Source organism: Pseudomonas moraviensis subsp. stanleyae, from assembly GCF_036283065.1.
Classification (GTDB): Bacteria; Pseudomonadota; Gammaproteobacteria; order Pseudomonadales; family Pseudomonadaceae; genus Aquipseudomonas; species Aquipseudomonas stanleyae.
The window spans coordinates 391793-408122 of record NZ_JAADJI010000005.1 but is presented as its reverse complement, the minus strand read 5'-3'; the positions used below and the strand labels follow the sequence as shown (position 1 = coordinate 408122).

The following is a 16330-nucleotide window of genomic DNA, read 5'->3' as shown; positions in this document are numbered from 1 at the left end:
CACCTTTTTGAGGTCGAGTGGGGTCACGCAACCTTTTTAGGGTTGCGTGTGGAGCTTGGGTATTTGATGCGTTACTTGGAGAGCTGGATTAACGGCCTTCGTGGGGGCTGTAACGTTGTTAATCGCGGTTGCCTTGTTGGCGAGGTGAATTTTAGGGCGGTGGGGCCGGGGTAAACAGACCGGGTTTTGATAAACACTTTTGGCATATTTGGTAACAATCCCCCGCACGGCCCTTGTAGGAGCTGTCGAGTGCAACGAGGCTGCGATCTTTTGATCTTGCTTTGGAGATCAAAAGATCGCAGCCTTCGGCAGCTCTCCTACAACCATCGTCGAATGGTTCTATGGGCCCCACCCGGCTACAACAGGGTCATACAAAAACAACTATTTATTACACCGAGGTAGGAAAGATGAGTGCGGCTTCTCTGTATCCCGTTCGTCCCGAGGTTCTGGCAAACACGCTGACTGACGAGGCGACCTACAAAGCCATGTACCAGCAGTCGGTCGTCAACCCGGACGGCTTCTGGCGCGAGCAAGCCCAGCGTCTGGACTGGATCAAGCCCTTCACCACGGTGAAACAGACCTCGTTCGACGATCACCATGTCGACATCAAGTGGTTTGCCGACGGCACCCTGAACGTTTCCTACAACTGCCTCGACCGTCATCTGGCCGAGCGCGGCGATCAAATCGCGATCATCTGGGAAGGCGACGATCCTTCCGAGAGCCGCAACATCACCTACCGCGAACTGCACGAGCAAGTGTGCAAACTGGCCAACGCCCTGCGTGGTCAGGATGTGCACCGTGGCGACGTGGTAACGATTTACATGCCGATGATTCCCGAAGCCGTGGTCGCCATGCTGGCCTGCACCCGGATCGGCGCGATTCACTCGGTGGTGTTCGGTGGTTTCTCGCCGGAAGCCCTGGCCGGTCGCATCATCGACTGCAAATCGAAAGTGGTGATCACCGCTGACGAAGGCATCCGCGCCGGCAAGAAGATTTCCCTCAAGGCCAACGTCGACGACGCCCTGACCAATCCGGAAACCAGCAGCATCCAGAAAGTCATCGTCTGCAAGCGCACCGGTGGCGACATCAAGTGGAACCAGCATCGCGACATCTGGTACGAAGACCTGATGAAAGTCGCGGGCACTGTGTGCGCGCCGAAAGAGATGGGCGCCGAGGAAGCGCTGTTCATCCTTTATACCTCCGGCTCCACCGGCAAGCCGAAGGGCGTGCAGCACACCACCGGCGGTTATCTGCTCTATGCGGCGATGACCCACGAGCGCGTGTTCGACTACCGCCCGGGCGAAATCTACTGGTGCACCGCCGACGTCGGCTGGGTCACCGGCCACAGCTACATCGTCTACGGCCCGCTGGCCAATGGCGCGACCACCGTGCTGTTCGAAGGTGTGCCGAACTACCCGGACATCACCCGGGTGGCGAAGATCATCGACAAGCACAAGGTCAACATCCTCTACACCGCGCCGACCGCGATCCGCGCGATGATGGCTTCGGGTCAGGCCGCGGTCGAGGGCGCCGATGGCAGCAGCCTGCGCCTGCTCGGTTCGGTGGGCGAGCCGATCAACCCGGAAGCCTGGGACTGGTACTACAAGAATGTCGGCAAGTCGCGTTGCCCGATCGTCGATACCTGGTGGCAGACCGAGACCGGCGGCAACATGATGAGCCCGCTCCCAGGCGCGCATGCGCTGAAGCCGGGTTCGGCGGCACGTCCGTTCTTCGGCGTGGTGCCGGCGCTGGTCGACAACCTCGGCAACATTATCGAGGGCGAGGCCGAAGGCAATCTGGTGATTCTCGATTCGTGGCCAGGCCAGGCGCGCACGTTGTATGGCGATCACGATCGTTTCGTCGATACCTACTTCAAGACCTTCCGTGGCATGTACTTCACCGGTGACGGCGCGCGTCGTGATGCCGACGGTTACTACTGGATCACCGGGCGCGTGGACGACGTGCTCAATGTTTCCGGTCACCGCATGGGCACCGCCGAGATCGAAAGCGCGATGGTCGCGCATCCGAAGGTTGCCGAAGCTGCCGTGGTCGGTGTGCCGCATGACATCAAGGGGCAGGGCATTTATGTCTACGTGACCTTGAAGAATGGCGAGGAGCCCACCGAGCAACTGCGTCTGGAGCTGAAGAACTGGGTGCGCAAGGAGATCGGCCCGATCGCTTCGCCGGACGTGATCCAGTGGGCGCCGGGGCTGCCGAAGACCCGTTCGGGCAAGATCATGCGCCGGATTCTGCGCAAGATCGCCACGGCGGAATACGACGGGCTGGGCGATATCTCGACCCTGGCGGATCCGGGTGTGGTGCAGCATTTGATTGATACGCACAAGACCATGAATGTTGCTTAAGTAGCAGGTCTGAAAAGAAGAAAGCCCCGTCCGGTGTATGCCGGGCGGGGCTTTTTTGTGTCTGGAGGTTTTGGAGTGGTTGGGCTGGCCTCTTCGCGAGCAGGCTCGCTCCCACAGTTTGACCGAGTCCCTTCAGACAAATGCAGATCCCTGTGGGAGCGAGCCTGCTCGCGAAGGCGATCTGTCAGACACCGCAGTAGTCAGCTGTAGGAAACCGCAACACCCCAACCAATAATTATCGATCTGCGCCGTCAGGCCTTTCCCGCTGTTACCCGCTACAGGCCAATGTGTAACCGTTCGCGCGAAAGCGGGGCGAAGTGAAACGCTACGCCCCGTATTAGAGCCTCAGAGCCACCTCTGAAAAATAAGACACAACGCTGCGCTTGCCGGATTAGAAGGGTTTGCGAATAATGGGCCCGCAACTTGCAATATGTATCGGTTCACTGTCTTTCGCTCTTGCATGAAATTGCAGGGCTGTCAATGAGCTCAAACCGCTTTCTCGGTGCATCTGTAATTAGTTGTCGCATTGAAGAAATATCGGCTTCGGGCCTGTCGTTAGAATGCCGATCACTCGCTCATCGTGGCTGATGTTGAAATCGCCTGCGGTTTCAACGGGAAATTTCCGCCGATGCGCAACCGATTTCCGATTCACCCATTCGCATATTGGGCTGTCGCTCATTCTGCCGTTTTTGCCCTTTACCGATGGAGTCCCAAGATGAAGAAACTTGTGCTGCTTGGCGCCCTGGCACTGTCCGTGCTGTCGTTGAATGCCGTCGCTGACGAAAAACCTGTGAAGATCGGCATCGAAGCGGCTTACCCTCCATTCGCCTCGAAAGCTCCGGACGGCAGCATCGTCGGTTTCGACTACGACATCGGCAACGCGCTGTGCGAAGAAATGAAGGTCAAGTGCGTGTGGGTCGAGCAAGAGTTCGACGGCCTGATCCCGGCACTGAAAGTGCGCAAGATCGACGCGATCCTGTCGTCGATGTCGATCACCGAAGATCGCAAGAAGTCGGTCGACTTCACCAACAAGTACTACAACACCCCGGCGCGTCTGGTGATGAAGGCCGGCACTCAGGTCAGCGAAAACCTGGCTGAGCTGAAGGGCAAGAACATCGGCGTACAGCGTGGTTCGATCCACGAGCGTTTCGCCCGCGAAGTTCTCGCTCCACTGGGCGCCGAGATCAAGCCGTACGGCTCGCAAAACGAAATCTACCTCGACGTGGCCGCCGGTCGTCTCGACGGTACCGTGGCTGACGCAACCCTGCTGGACGACGGTTTCCTGAAAACCGACGCCGGCAAAGGCTTCGCGTTCGTTGGCCCGGCCTTCACCGACGTCAAGTACTTCGGCGACGGCGTAGGTATCGCGGTGCGCAAGGGCGACGCCCTGAAAGACAAGATCAACACGGCCATCGCGGCCATCCGCGAAAACGGCAAATACAAGGCAATCCAGGACAAGTACTTCGCCTTCGACATCTACGGCAAGTAAGACGTCTCTGCGACAAGTCCGAAATGGCGCAAGCAACAGAGTCTCTGCGGTTTGCGCCATTTTTTCATCCCAACTTTCGAGGACCTGAATCATGTTGAAAGGCTACGGGGCTGTCATCCTCGATGGCGCATGGCTGACGCTTCAGCTCGCCTTGTCGTCCATGGCTCTGGCCATCGTTCTCGGGCTGATCGGTGTCGCGTTGCGCCTGTCGCCGGTGCGCTGGCTGGCGTGGCTGGGCGACCTGTATTCGACGGTGATCCGCGGGATTCCCGACCTGGTGCTGATCCTGCTGATCTTCTACGGCGGTCAGGACCTGCTCAACCGCGTGGCGCCGATGCTCGGCTATGACGACTACATCGATCTGAACCCGCTGGCCGCCGGTATCGGCACCCTCGGTTTCATCTTCGGTGCGTACCTTTCGGAAACCTTCCGTGGTGCATTCATGGCGATCCCCAAGGGCCAGGCCGAAGCGGGCATGGCGTACGGCATGAGCAGTTTTCAGGTGTTTTTCCGGGTGATGGTGCCGCAGATGATTCGTCTGGCCATCCCGGGCTTCACCAACAACTGGCTGGTACTGACCAAGGCCACCGCGCTGATTTCCGTGGTCGGTCTGCAAGACATGATGTTCAAGGCCAAGCAGGCGGCGGATGCCACGCGCGAGCCTTTCACCTTCTTCCTCGCAGTGGCGGCGATGTACCTGGTGATCACCAGTGTGTCGTTGCTGGCATTGCGTCACCTTGAGAAGCGCTACTCGGTAGGCGTAAGGGCGGCTGATCTATGATCTTCGACTACAACGTCATTTGGGAGGCGCTGCCGCTGTACTTCGGCGGCCTGCTGACCACCCTCAAACTGCTCGCCCTGTCGCTGTTCTTCGGCTTGCTCGCGGCGTTGCCGCTGGGGCTGATGCGCGTCTCGAAAAACCCGCTCGTCAATGGCGCGGCGTGGCTGTACACCTATGTGATTCGTGGCACGCCGATGCTGGTGCAGCTGTTCCTGATCTACTACGGTCTGGCCCAGTTCGAAGCTGTCCGCGAAAGCTTCCTGTGGCCGTGGCTGTCGAGCGCGACGTTCTGCGCCTGCCTGGCCTTTGCGGTCAACACCAGCGCCTACACCGCGGAAATCATTGCCGGCAGCCTCAAGGCCACGCCGAACGGTGAGATCGAAGCGGCCAAGGCCATGGGCATGTCGCGCTTCAAACTGTACAAGCGCATCCTGCTGCCGTCGGCCCTGCGCCGGGCGCTGCCGCAGTACAGCAACGAAGTGATCATGATGCTGCAGACCACCAGTCTGGCCTCCATCGTGACCCTGATCGACATCACTGGCGCGGCGCGCACCGTCAACGCGCAGTTCTATCTGCCGTTCGAGGCGTACATCACCGCCGGCGTGTTCTACCTGTGCCTGACCTTCATTCTGGTCAAGCTGTTCAAACTGGCCGAGCGTCGCTGGTTGAGCTACCTCGCGCCACGGAAGCACTGATATGCAACGCATCGATCACGTATTGCCGTGGAGCCATCTGGGCAGCGAGCGCAAGGTGTCGGTTTTCCGGTTTGGTAGCGGCGAGCGCAAGGCCTACATCCAGGCCAGCCTGCACGCCGATGAACTGCCGGGCATGCGCACCGCCTGGGAGCTGAAAAAGCGCCTCGGCGAACTCGAAGCCCAGGGCTTGCTCAACGGTGTGATCGAGCTGGTGCCGGTGGCCAATCCTCTGGGTCTCGGGCAATTGCTGCAAGGCAATTTCCAGGGGCGTTTCGAGGCCGGCAGCGGCAAGAATTTCAACCGTGATTTTGTCGAACTGAGCGCGCCGGTTGCAGCCGCGCTGGGCGACAGGCTCGGTGATGATCCGCACGCCAACGTGCGGCTGATCCGTCAGGCGATGGCCGATCACCTGGCCGCATTGCCTGAAGCGGGCACCCAGTTGCAAGGCATGCAGCGTGTGCTGCTCAGCCACGCCTGCACCGCCGATGTGGTGCTGGATCTGCACTGCGACGCCGAAGCCGCGCTGCACATGTATGCGTTGCCGCAGCATTGGCCGCAGTGGCGTTCGCTGTCGGCACATCTGAACATCAAGGTTGGTTTGCTCGCGGAAGATTCCGGTGGCAGCTCCTTCGACGAGGCTTGCTCGCTACCGTGGCTGCGCCTGTCGCGGCAGTTCCCCGATGCGCAGATTCCGCTGGCGTGTCTGGCGACGACCATCGAGTTGGGCGGGCAGGCCGACACCGGTCGCGTTGAGGCCGAGGCTTACGCCGAAGGCATTCTGGCGTTTCTGGCCGAGCAGGGCCTGATCACCGGCGAGTGGCCGGACCCGGCGTTTGAACCGTGCGAAGGCATGCCGTTCGAAGGCACCGAATTGCTGTTTGCGCCGCACCCCGGTGTGGTGAGTTTTTCCCGCAGGCCCGGCGAATGGGTCGAGGCGGGCGACGAGATTTTTCAAGTGATCGACCCTGTGTCCGATCGGGTCAGCACGGTATGTGCTGGTACGTCCGGGGTGCTGTTTGCCATTGAACGGCTGCGCTATGCCCAACCCGGTTTCTGGCTGGCCAAGGTGGCGGGGCGCGAAGCGCTGCGTCACGGGCGCTTGCTCAACGACTGACTGACTGACTGTTTTTGTGAGAACCGACCGCATGTACAAACTTGAAGTCCAAGACCTGCATAAACGCTATGGCAGTCACGAAGTGCTCAAGGGCGTGTCCCTGAAAGCCGCCGCCGGCGATGTGATCAGCATCATCGGCTCCAGTGGCTCCGGCAAAAGTACTTTCCTGCGTTGCATCAACCTGCTCGAGCAGCCGCATGCCGGCAAGATCCTGCTCAACAACGAAGAGCTGAAACTGGTGGCGAACAAGGACGGCGCGCTGAAAGCCGCTGACCCGAAGCAGCTGCAACGCATGCGTTCGCGCCTGTCGATGGTGTTCCAGCATTTCAACCTCTGGTCGCACATGACCGCGATCGAAAACATCATGGAAGCGCCGGTGCACGTGCTCGGCGTACCCAAGTACGAAGCCCGCGAAAAAGCCGAGTACTACTTGAACAAGGTCGGCGTGGCCCATCGTAAAGACGCATTCCCTGGGCACATGTCCGGTGGCGAGCAGCAGCGCGTGGCGATTGCCCGGGCGCTGGCGATGGAGCCTGAGGTGATGCTGTTCGACGAACCGACCTCGGCCCTCGACCCGGAACTGGTCGGCGATGTGCTGAAAGTCATGCAGGCACTGGCGCAGGAAGGCCGCACCATGGTTGTGGTGACCCACGAAATGGGCTTCGCCCGTGAAGTGTCGAACCAGTTGGTGTTCCTGCACAAAGGCGTCGTCGAAGAAAGCGGCAACCCGCGCGAAGTGCTGGTCAACCCGCAGTCGGAGCGCTTGCAGCAGTTCCTGTCGGGCAGCCTGAAATAAATCAGGGCTGCCGTTGTGCACCAGATTAGGTCATGCTTCGCGATCTTCTGGCTGGCTCAGATCCCCTGTGGGAGCGAGCCTGCTCGCGAAAGCGGTAGAACAGCTAGCAATCATGTTGACTGCTACACCGCCTTCGCGAGCAGGCTCGCTCCCACATTCTGATCTTCACCGGTTTCAGGAATTGTGTTCATTTCCGGGCTAGCATTGGCCCATGCCTTCATCACCGTTGTTCGTTTCGGATTGCCCGCCCATGACTGCCCATCGAATTGGTTTCCTGATTTGGCCCAGCACTAAAGCGTTGACGCTGGCGCTGGCGGAGGAGGCCTTGCGTGTTGCGCAGCGGGTGCACCCGGACGTGGTTTACGAACTGTCGTTCCTGCAGGCCGAGCCGCAGACCGAAGGCGCCTGGCAACTACCCGGCGAGCCTTGGGCCGGCAAGCTCGAGAACTTCCAGAAACTCTTTCTGCTCGCTGATGAGCCACCAACCACCCTCGCGCCGGCGCTGAGCAGTGCGCTCAAGCAAGTGGTGCGTGCCGGTTGCGTGATCGGTGGTCTGTCGGCCGGTGTCTATCCGCTGGCGCAGCTCGGTTTGCTCGACGGTTATCGCGCCGCCGTGCACTGGCGCTGGCAGGATGATTTCGCTGAGCGTTTCCCGAAAGTGATCGCCACCAGTCATCTGTTCGACTGGGATCGCGATCGCCTGACTGCCTGCGGAGGCATGTCGGTGCTCGACCTGCTGCTGGCGGTGCTCGCCCGTGATCACGGCGCCGAACTGGCCGGTGCGGTGTCGGAAGAGCTGGTGGTGGAGCGCATCCGCGAGGGCGGTGAGCGTCAGCGCATTCCCTTGCAGAACCGTCTCGGCTCCAGCCATCCGAAGCTGACCCAAGCGGTGTTGCTGATGGAAGCCAACATCGAAGAGCCGCTGACCACCGACGAAATCGCCCAGCACGTGTGCGTATCCCGTCGGCAGCTGGAGCGGATCTTCAAGCAATACCTCAACCGCGTGCCGAGCCAGTACTACCTGGAACTGCGCCTGAACAAGGCCCGGCAGATGTTGATGCAGACCAGCAAGTCGATCATTCAGATCGGCCTCTCGTGTGGCTTCTCTTCGGGGCCGCATTTCTCCAGCGCCTATCGCAACTTCTTCGGTGCCACGCCGCGGGAAGATCGCAACCAGCGGCGCAGCAGCAGTCCGTTCGAATTGTCGTCAGTACCGCCGGAGCGGGGCTGATCGCGGGTCGACCTCAATCGATCTCCATGCTGGCCGAGAAGTCATGGAAATCCTCAATCGTCTGATACACGGTGTTGTTGCTCGACTGTTGCTCGACCATGCGCGTTTGATACGCGGCGTCATAGCGTTCCAGGCGCTGCTGGCTGTCGGCAGTCAGCGGGTTGTCGCTGAAGTCGTATTCGGTCACCACCTCGCCGGGCTGTGAAGGGAACTCGCCTGGCAACTCGGTAATCGCGTTCTCGGACAAGTCCGCATACATCAATCGAGGCAGTTCGAGCAGGCCGTCAGGCACCTTGCTCAAGGCGCAATTGCCCAGGCGCACGTCGGTCATCTGCGGGAAATGGCTCAGGTCTGGAGCATTGTTGAGCGGATTGTCGCTCAGGTCGACGGATCTCAGGTTTTTCAACGCCGCGAACGCCTCTGCCGCCGGCGCAGTCAGGGTGATTCCACAATCGGGCAGATACAGGCTGCGCAGCCTGTCCATAACGAATATCGGGCTGGGAATCTCGCCCAGCGGGTAGTTGCGGATGTCGACGCCTTTGAGCTTAGGGAAAAGCGCCAGCAGGCGATCGATCCGCGGCGGGGCGGACGCCGTGGTGGTCAGTTTCAATTGTTCGATGTGGTCGAAGCGCGCGGCCAGCGGCGGCAGCTCGCCGGTAAACGACAGCTCGCAGGTAACCCTTGGACCGGTCAGGAAGGTGGGCGCCCGACGCAGGTCGTTTTCCAGGCTGTGCCTGAAGTGCTGGCGGCCGAGTTTTTCCGTGGCTGCCGCGCCGTCCCCAAGTGGCATTTGCGTCACAGGATCGCTGGGGATTTCATTGACCCAGCTGCCCAGGCGTTCGAGCAGGCTGGTGAGTTCGGTTTTCCTGCGCATCAGCTCAAGACGTCCATCGGCAAGCGTACCCGGCAGGCCGTAAAGCAGATCGTTGGCGTCGAAGCCGGACAGCGACGGGTACAGGTCTTGAGCCAGTTCGATGTCGTCTTGTTGGACCCAGACACCAAAATTATCGGCCCTGGCCTGGAAAACGGCTTTGATTCGTTCTCTGGAGGCAACCGACAACGGGTTGGCGCCAAGTTCAATGCCGCGATCGCAATAAAGCGTCAGTTGCGCCGGCAATTCGCTGATGTTGTTGTCGCTCAGCAACGCGACCTCCAGGTGCGGCAGCTGTTCCAGCCCGGCAGGCACACTGTCGATGCCAGTGTTGATCAAATCGATGAACGTCAAGTTCTGCATGCTCGATACATCGGGCGTGGCCTGCAACGCGTTGCTGTACAAGTCCAGCCACTTCAATCGGGTCAGTGTGGACAGGATCGCTTGTCCGGCAGGATCCAGAGTGATCTGGCACTTGCTCAGCATCAACCTCTCAAGCAACGGCAGGCTTTGCAGCGTTTGAGGCATCCGGCCGAGGGCGAAGCCCTGCAGTTCCAGCCCCCGCAGGCCGCTGAAGCTTCGGAAAAACCCATCCGGAATGTTCAGCCCCGGATTGCCCTGAAGGTTGAGATGCGTGATGTGGCTGAAGTCAGCGGTCAGTTCCGGCAATTCGCCGGCGAACGGCGCATTGGCTTCGAAGGTATTGAACCGCAGGGCTGAATTTTCGTTTTGCCTGCCGCGCCAGAGTTTCTCAAGGTCGTTGCTGAATCTTTGTCTGGCGGCAAGTTCTGCAAATTTTTCCGGCGCAGTCCAGGGCAGCGCCGTCGAAGGGTTGTTGACCGGCAGGCGCGCGCTCCATGTATTGAGATCACTGGTCATGCGGGCGATTTCCGCCTCCCATCTGACCAGTTGTGCCGTACCGGTCTGTAGTGTCCCGGGCAGGCGATAAATCATGTTGATCGCAGCGTTTTCGCCCAGTCGCGGGAACAGTCTCTGCGCCATGGCAATGTCAGCCGATGCCGGCTTGATCCGGAAGTTGCGCCCCTGTGCGGCGTAGTAGCGCTTGACGCGCTCGCGGGCATTCATCGACAGAGGATTGTCGTTCAGATACACGCTGTTGGCCCGATCGGGATTCAAGTTGAAGAACGCGTCCGGCAGCTCGGTAATCTGGTTGTTATTGAGGTGAAGCTCTTGCAGCAGCGGATGCTCGGCGATTCCCTCGGGCACGCTGATGAGATCGGTATGGCCAAGCCAGAAGTGGCTCACCTTGGGGAAGATTGTAAGATCGGGCGCGTTTGTCAGTGGGTTGTGACTCAGATCGAGCAACCGCAACTCGGGCAGAGCGCCGAGTATTTGCTGCCCGGCAGGCGTGAGCGTCAGCGCGCAGTCATTCAGTGTGAGCTCTTTGAGATAGTGCAGACGGCTGACGAATGAAGGGATGTCATAGAGAGTGAAGGCTTTCAATTCCAGCGTTTGAAGATTCGGGAACAATCCGGCGAACGGCTCCAGTCCTGCGGTCGTTACATTGCCAGCAAGCTTGAGGCTGGTCACGTGATCGAAGTTGACGGTCAGGCGCGGCATTTCGCCGAAGAACTTCAGGTCTGCCGCCAGAGATGCTCTGCGCTCGCCGGTTCCCATCAACCTTTCGCTCCAGAAATCCTCTATCAATTGCTTGAAGTCGGAGCGTGCGGATCGTTGCGCCAAAAGCTCGCTTGCGTTGAGGACCTGACCTGTACCCGGATGCGTGGACGGAGTTGCCAAGGCCCAGCGGGTCAGATCATCGCGCATCTGTTGCTGCTCCACTTGCCAGCGCAGGAGCTGTTTGCGGCCGTCGGCCAGGTCGCCGGGCAAGTCGTAGATCATCTCGCTGGCCTCCTGGTTGTTCAGACCGGGAAACAGCTGCCGGGCGAGGGCAACGTCTGGCTCGGCAGCCATTACGTCAAAGTCGTTTCCATGGATTCGATAGTAATTTTTGACCTGGTCCCGGGTGGCTGCCGACAGCGGATTGTCGGCAAGGTCAATGCCGTCACTGCGGTCGGCGGCGAGGTCGAACAGAGCGTCAGGCAACTGCGTGATGCGGTTCCCCGAAAGCACTGCGGTTCGGAGCCCCGGATGGCTGGTCAGTCCCTCAGGAACGACGGTCAGCCCGCAGTTGGACAGATCGAGATGGAACAATTCCGGCAACAGGTTCAGGTCGGGAAAGGTCCCCAGCGGATTGTTGCTCAGGTCCAGCGTGTCCAGAGCGTTGAGTGACAGCAGCGCAGCCTGATTTTCCGGGGTCATTATCACGCCACAATTTTTCAGCTCCAGGTCGGTCAGTCGAGGCAGTTTTGCTTCGCCGAGCGCAAGCGGTTCCAGTTCGAAGCCGTTCATTTTCAGCTTGGCAAGGTTGGGGAAACACTCCACGAAGCGCAGGGCGGCGGTGATATTGGCGTTGCCAACGAGGTTCAACCGGGTAACACGCTCGAAACCGATGCTGAGTATCGGCATGTCTCCACTGAACGTCGCGGTAGCCCTGAGTTCTTCAAGGCGCGGGTACGTCGTGGGCGGGCTGCGCCAGAATTGTTCGATCTGTCGGGCAAAATCTCGCCTCGCATCCAGTTCGCGGGTCTGCGCCTCGAGAGGCAGGCGTTCTCCCGATTGCGCGGCAGTCACGGCGGCCTGGTTGATCCATTGGTTGAGTTCCAGATGCAGAACGCCGAGCTCATTTTCCCAGCGTGACAACTGTGCACCGCACTCGGCCAATGGCCCGGGCAACCCGTACAAAACCCGTGTCGCGCCTTCGGTGTCAAGGGAAGGGAACAAGGCGATGGTGCGCTGCAGATCCTCCTGCACAGGCCGGACACCGAAGTGCTTGCCGGTGTGCTCGTAGAACACTTTGACCCGTTCACGAGAGGCCGCCGTCAACGGGTTGTCGGCAAAGGTGTAACCATCGCTGAGGGAGCTTGCCAGGTTGAAGAACTTTTCCGGTATCCGGGTAATGCGGTTGCGATCGAATTGCGCCGAAATCAACCGCGGGTGATCCAGCAGATCGTCGGGCACCGTATGAATGCCCGTATCCGACAGATTGACGTAGCGCAACGAGGGCATCGTGCGCACGTCCGGCGGCAAGCCCAGCGCGTTGCCTTGCAGATCGAGCAGGGTGAGTTGTGGCAAGGAAGCCAGCACCGACTCTGTGACCGTCGTCAGGCTGACTCGGCAATCACGTAAACGCAACTCGCGCAGCGAGGGCATTGAAGTCAGTGCTTGCGGCAGGCTCGGCAGATTGAGGTTGCGCGCATCAATATTCTGCAACTGACTGAAGGACTGCAGAAAGCTGTCGACAGATGTTGTCATCGGGCTGCCATCAATGGCGAGCGAGGTGATATGGCTGAAGTTTGCTGACAACACCGGCAAGTCGCCCATGACCGCCGGTGTAAGGCGCAACGCGTATCCGGCGGCGAAGCCCTGTTGATTGATACCCGTGACGTGCTCCCGCCTCCAGGCTTTGAGCAATTGCTCCCTGAGCAGCCGGCGATTCTGGAGTTCGGCGCGCTTCTCCAGCGGCGTCAGCGCCGTGCCGGTTTCGGGATGCACGGCGGGCGGATTGTTGGCCCAGACATGCAGCTCGTTCTGCAATTGCAAGTAGTCATTTTGCAAGCGAAGCATCTCTGCGCGCGGGCCTGCGGGACTCCTGCGCATGCTTTCGGCGAGAAAGCGCATCTCATGATTCGACATGCGTGGATAGAGCACGCGGATGTCTTCTTCGAGGGTGTGTGGCTGGTAAGCGGGACGCGGCGGACGCGGAGCATGGGCGTAACCATCGGTCCCCAGCAGGCGCAGGGTGTCGACAGTCGGCGCTCGGGACGGCGTATCGGCAATCACCTGACGCCACTCGTTGCGCTCGAGCGTACGTTCACGAATGGCCGCCTTCAGCGCCTGACTCTGACCGATGCGCAGGTCCAGGCTCTGGCGCTCGCTGTCGGGCAATGCGTACAACAGGCTGGAATAAAAATCAGTGAATGAATGCAGCTGCTGCCCACGATCGTCACAAGGTTGATATTGGCCATCGTCGCGACGAACCAGCACCTTGTGTGCAGGCGCATCGTCACGGCCGATGGTGTCCAGTAACGGGCCCTCATAGCGCCCGTCACGGATCTCGATGCGTACATCACCGCTCCAGCCCGGCAGCAATTTGAGGCTGTGCAGCGCCAGGGAATCAGAGTCGGTGTTGTTCACAGAACCCAGCTCGAGCCCTTCGTAAGCGCGGGTTACGCGCACCTCCGCACTGGCCATTTGCATGAGTGCCTGCTGGCGCGCGGGCAGCTGTCCTTCGCTTATCTGCAGCAGTTCGCTGCCGGTCGCAGTATCGAGCAGTTCGCGGGTAACGCTGGCCGGCAGTTCGGGAGGGTGCATCTTCAGTCGTGCAGCCAGCGGATCGTCGAGTTGCTGCAGGGCTTGATAGCGCGACTCGAACAGCGCGCTTCTGTTGCGTCTGGCGAGGTCGGCCACTTGCTTGCGCAGGTTCTGGCCGCGTACCTCGATGGACGGCGTCGGTCCTGCGAAGGGCTCGTCCAACAAGGCTCTGATCTGCGTCTCGTCGAGGGTGTAGAGCAGAGTTTTGAGCACGTCGCCACCAACCAGTCTGTCCTGGCGCAGTTCGATCACCGGCAGGCTTGCGTCGGCAGACGATTGCCACAGTTGCTCGCCTTGGCGATCCAGCAGACGCAGGCACTTGTCGCCTGGCCAACGGCCGTATTCGCTGAGCACCTGTAGCTGAGTGAACGGGTCGGCGCGCAAAAACTCTTCGGCGACATCGCTGTCAAGCTGGTCGATGAAGCGTTGCAACTGCTGATCAATCTTGAAGCGCTGGATGCTGTCCGCCAGCAGCGGTGGAACTTTTTCCTGCTCGACATGCATCTTGCGCAACGCGTCTTCGCTGGTTCCGCTGATCCGCAGGACGGTTGCGCGCTCGTTCGAAGATAAACTCTCGACCGAGGGACCGATACGGCGCAGCGCGGTTGCGCCATCCCACTGCAGCGGTTGCTCGAGTTCTGTGTGCCAGGCGCCTTCGCCATTGTGGCGCAGCAGCGGCTGGTAAGCGTCGGGGCGACTCGGATGTTCGATGCGGTACTGACCCGGCGCTGAGCTTTCTTTCACCGCAAAGTGCGCGTCCTCCAGGGGCAGCAGAAGCTTGTCCTGGTGCGTATGCAAACCCAGTGCATCGGGTTGTGAATCGGCGATCGGGCTCTGCGGGTGTTTGTAGCGTTCGAGATCCGGTTGCCAATAGCGGGTTTCACCATTGGCCAGTCGTACCGGTTTGAAGCGGTCGATGAACGCTACGATTTCCTTGGGCAATACCTTGCGAAACTCGGCCGCGCCAATCGCACCGCCGACGGCGAACATGCCCAGCTGGATCATCGATTCCACGGTCCCCATCAAGTGTTCGACCGCTTCGGTCGTGCGCCCCTGCGCCCACTCGACAATGCCTTCGAATACTTCATCGAGCATCTGATAGGCCATGTACGCCATCATCGCTTCACCCAGCACCGGCACGAACGGCGCGACGATCATCGCGGCGGTCTGTGCGATGGAGGAGATGATGTTGACCACCGAATCCCAGAACGCCCAGCGCGCCCTCTGATCGACCAGCGCAGTCGGTACGGCAATGGTTCGGGCGTCATTGAAGATCTTGTTCAGCTTTGCCCGGTACAGGTGCTGCCACAAGTCATCGTGAAACGGCGTCAGCGCAGTCTGCAGATCCGGCCGCTCCACCGCGGCTTCGCGCCACGCCGGCCGAGGGTCGCCGGGTTCGTGCGGGTGCCATCTGATTTCACTCAGCCGGCTGTTGAGGGTGCTGAAGAAGAAACCGCGTTGGTCGTGATTGACGAAGCGGCTGAAGAACTGCTGATACTCTCTGGAGCGCAACTGGCGCGTCAGTTCCACGACCATTTCCAATGGCGAGGCGTATTCCTTGAACGGATGTTCGGGGTCATCCGGGACGTAGGCGACGACGCGCGCTGCATTGCGCGTCATGTACAGGTCCGGGGCAAATACCAGAATGCCGGTGAGCGGTGCGCAAAGCATTGTCATGTCATGACACAACAGCGGGGCGCCGTGCACATGCAGGCCTTTCATGCCGTCGAGCATGGCCTCGATCAGGCGCACCGCATTTTCCGAGACATCACGGTTCATCCGCGCCCATTGCAGGGCAGACTTCATCGCAGCCTTCTGGCTGGCGTCGATTTTGCCGCGCAAGACCGACGCGACCATCGGATCGGAGTAGCCAAGATTGTCTTCAAGGCTGGCTTTGTATTTCGCGCCGATATCCAGTCGACGGCACAGTTTTGTGAAAGCCGGAATGCTCAGTCTGGCCTTGATGTCGGGCAGGGTTTCAAACTGCCCTGTGGCCGAGGGTGCGCTGGTGAATGTCGACTCGGCTTCGAAGGCGTCATCTTCGGTTTCCCTGTCTTCGAAGTTATGCAGCGCCGCCTCGAGCAGTGACACCGACCAGGCGCGGGCGCCGGTGCGAATGGGAAACCAAGGGGTGGTGGCGGGAATATACAGGCGCACATAGGTGTTTCTGACATCCACATCCAGATCGAAGCTGCGTTTCAGCTCGGCCTTGAGCAGGGGTTCGGCGAAGGCCGCCGCGTCTTGCAAATGCTCCAGGCTTTTATCGACCTGGCTCTGGGCGGTGATATGCGCCGCCCCAAGGCTTTTCATCAGCGCATGCTGTTCGGCTGGCGCGGTCTTGAGCGTTGCCGACTGTTGCGCAACGCTGTTCTTCAGCGCCGCTCGCCGCGTGGCTGAGGTGTCGCCCAGCCAGGCGGGAATCGCGTTCTTGAGTGGTTGATAATGTTCGTCCGCATGGTGCGCGTCATTTGCGTCATCCGGGGTTGCCGATGGGTGTCGTTCAGACAGGTGCATGGCCATTCCTTGGCGTTGAAAAGAACCCTCAGCAAATCAGCAGGAAGCGATTGCCGGGCGGTAGATATTTATATCTCTGGC

Annotated in this window: 8 protein-coding genes; 7 read left to right on the top strand and 1 reads right to left on the bottom strand. The window is 60.1% G+C overall.

Annotated elements, in window-relative coordinates; all coding sequences use genetic code 11:
- Positions 1-407: 407 nt before the first annotated feature.
- The 7 genes from acs (at position 408) to argR (ending at position 8469) form a co-directional block, all read left to right on the top strand.
- A complete protein-coding gene (acs, locus tag GXB78_RS11585; RefSeq protein ID WP_042607209.1) occupies positions 408-2363 on the top strand; it encodes an acetate--CoA ligase in 1956 nt (651 codons plus the stop codon).
- Positions 2364-3078: 715 nt separating this feature from the next.
- Positions 3079-3852 (top strand): ABC transporter substrate-binding protein, encoded by a 774-nt coding sequence (locus tag GXB78_RS11580; RefSeq protein WP_039757969.1) that lies wholly within the window; start codon positions 3079-3081, stop codon positions 3850-3852.
- 91 nt (positions 3853-3943) lie between these two features.
- Complete coding sequence (locus GXB78_RS11575) at positions 3944-4633, top strand: ABC transporter permease (protein ID WP_016773583.1); 690 nt, start codon at positions 3944-3946, stop codon at positions 4631-4633.
- On the top strand, positions 4630-5328 hold the full coding sequence (locus GXB78_RS11570; RefSeq protein WP_130911161.1) for an ABC transporter permease: 699 nt from the start codon (positions 4630-4632) through the stop codon (positions 5326-5328). The genes GXB78_RS11575 and GXB78_RS11570 overlap by 4 nt, the downstream gene beginning before the upstream one ends.
- Position 5329: 1 nt before the next feature.
- Complete coding sequence (locus GXB78_RS11565; RefSeq protein ID WP_329515472.1) at positions 5330-6442, top strand: succinylglutamate desuccinylase/aspartoacylase family protein; 1113 nt, start codon at positions 5330-5332, stop codon at positions 6440-6442.
- Between the two features lie 31 nt (positions 6443-6473).
- Entirely contained in the window at positions 6474-7238 is a 765-nt protein-coding gene (locus GXB78_RS11560) for an ABC transporter ATP-binding protein (protein ID WP_007912705.1), read from the top strand.
- A gap of 250 nt (positions 7239-7488) precedes the next feature.
- Positions 7489-8469, top strand: coding sequence for a transcriptional regulator ArgR (argR, locus tag GXB78_RS11555; protein WP_329515471.1), 981 nt, complete (start codon positions 7489-7491; stop codon positions 8467-8469).
- 13 nt (positions 8470-8482) lie between these two features.
- Here argR and GXB78_RS11550 read toward each other — a convergent pair whose 3' ends face one another.
- Positions 8483-16249 carry a dermonecrotic toxin domain-containing protein gene (locus GXB78_RS11550; RefSeq protein ID WP_329515470.1) on the bottom strand — a complete coding sequence of 2589 codons (7767 nt, stop codon included), beginning with the start codon at positions 16247-16249 and terminating at the stop codon, positions 8483-8485.
- Positions 16250-16330: the final 81 nt, after the last annotated feature.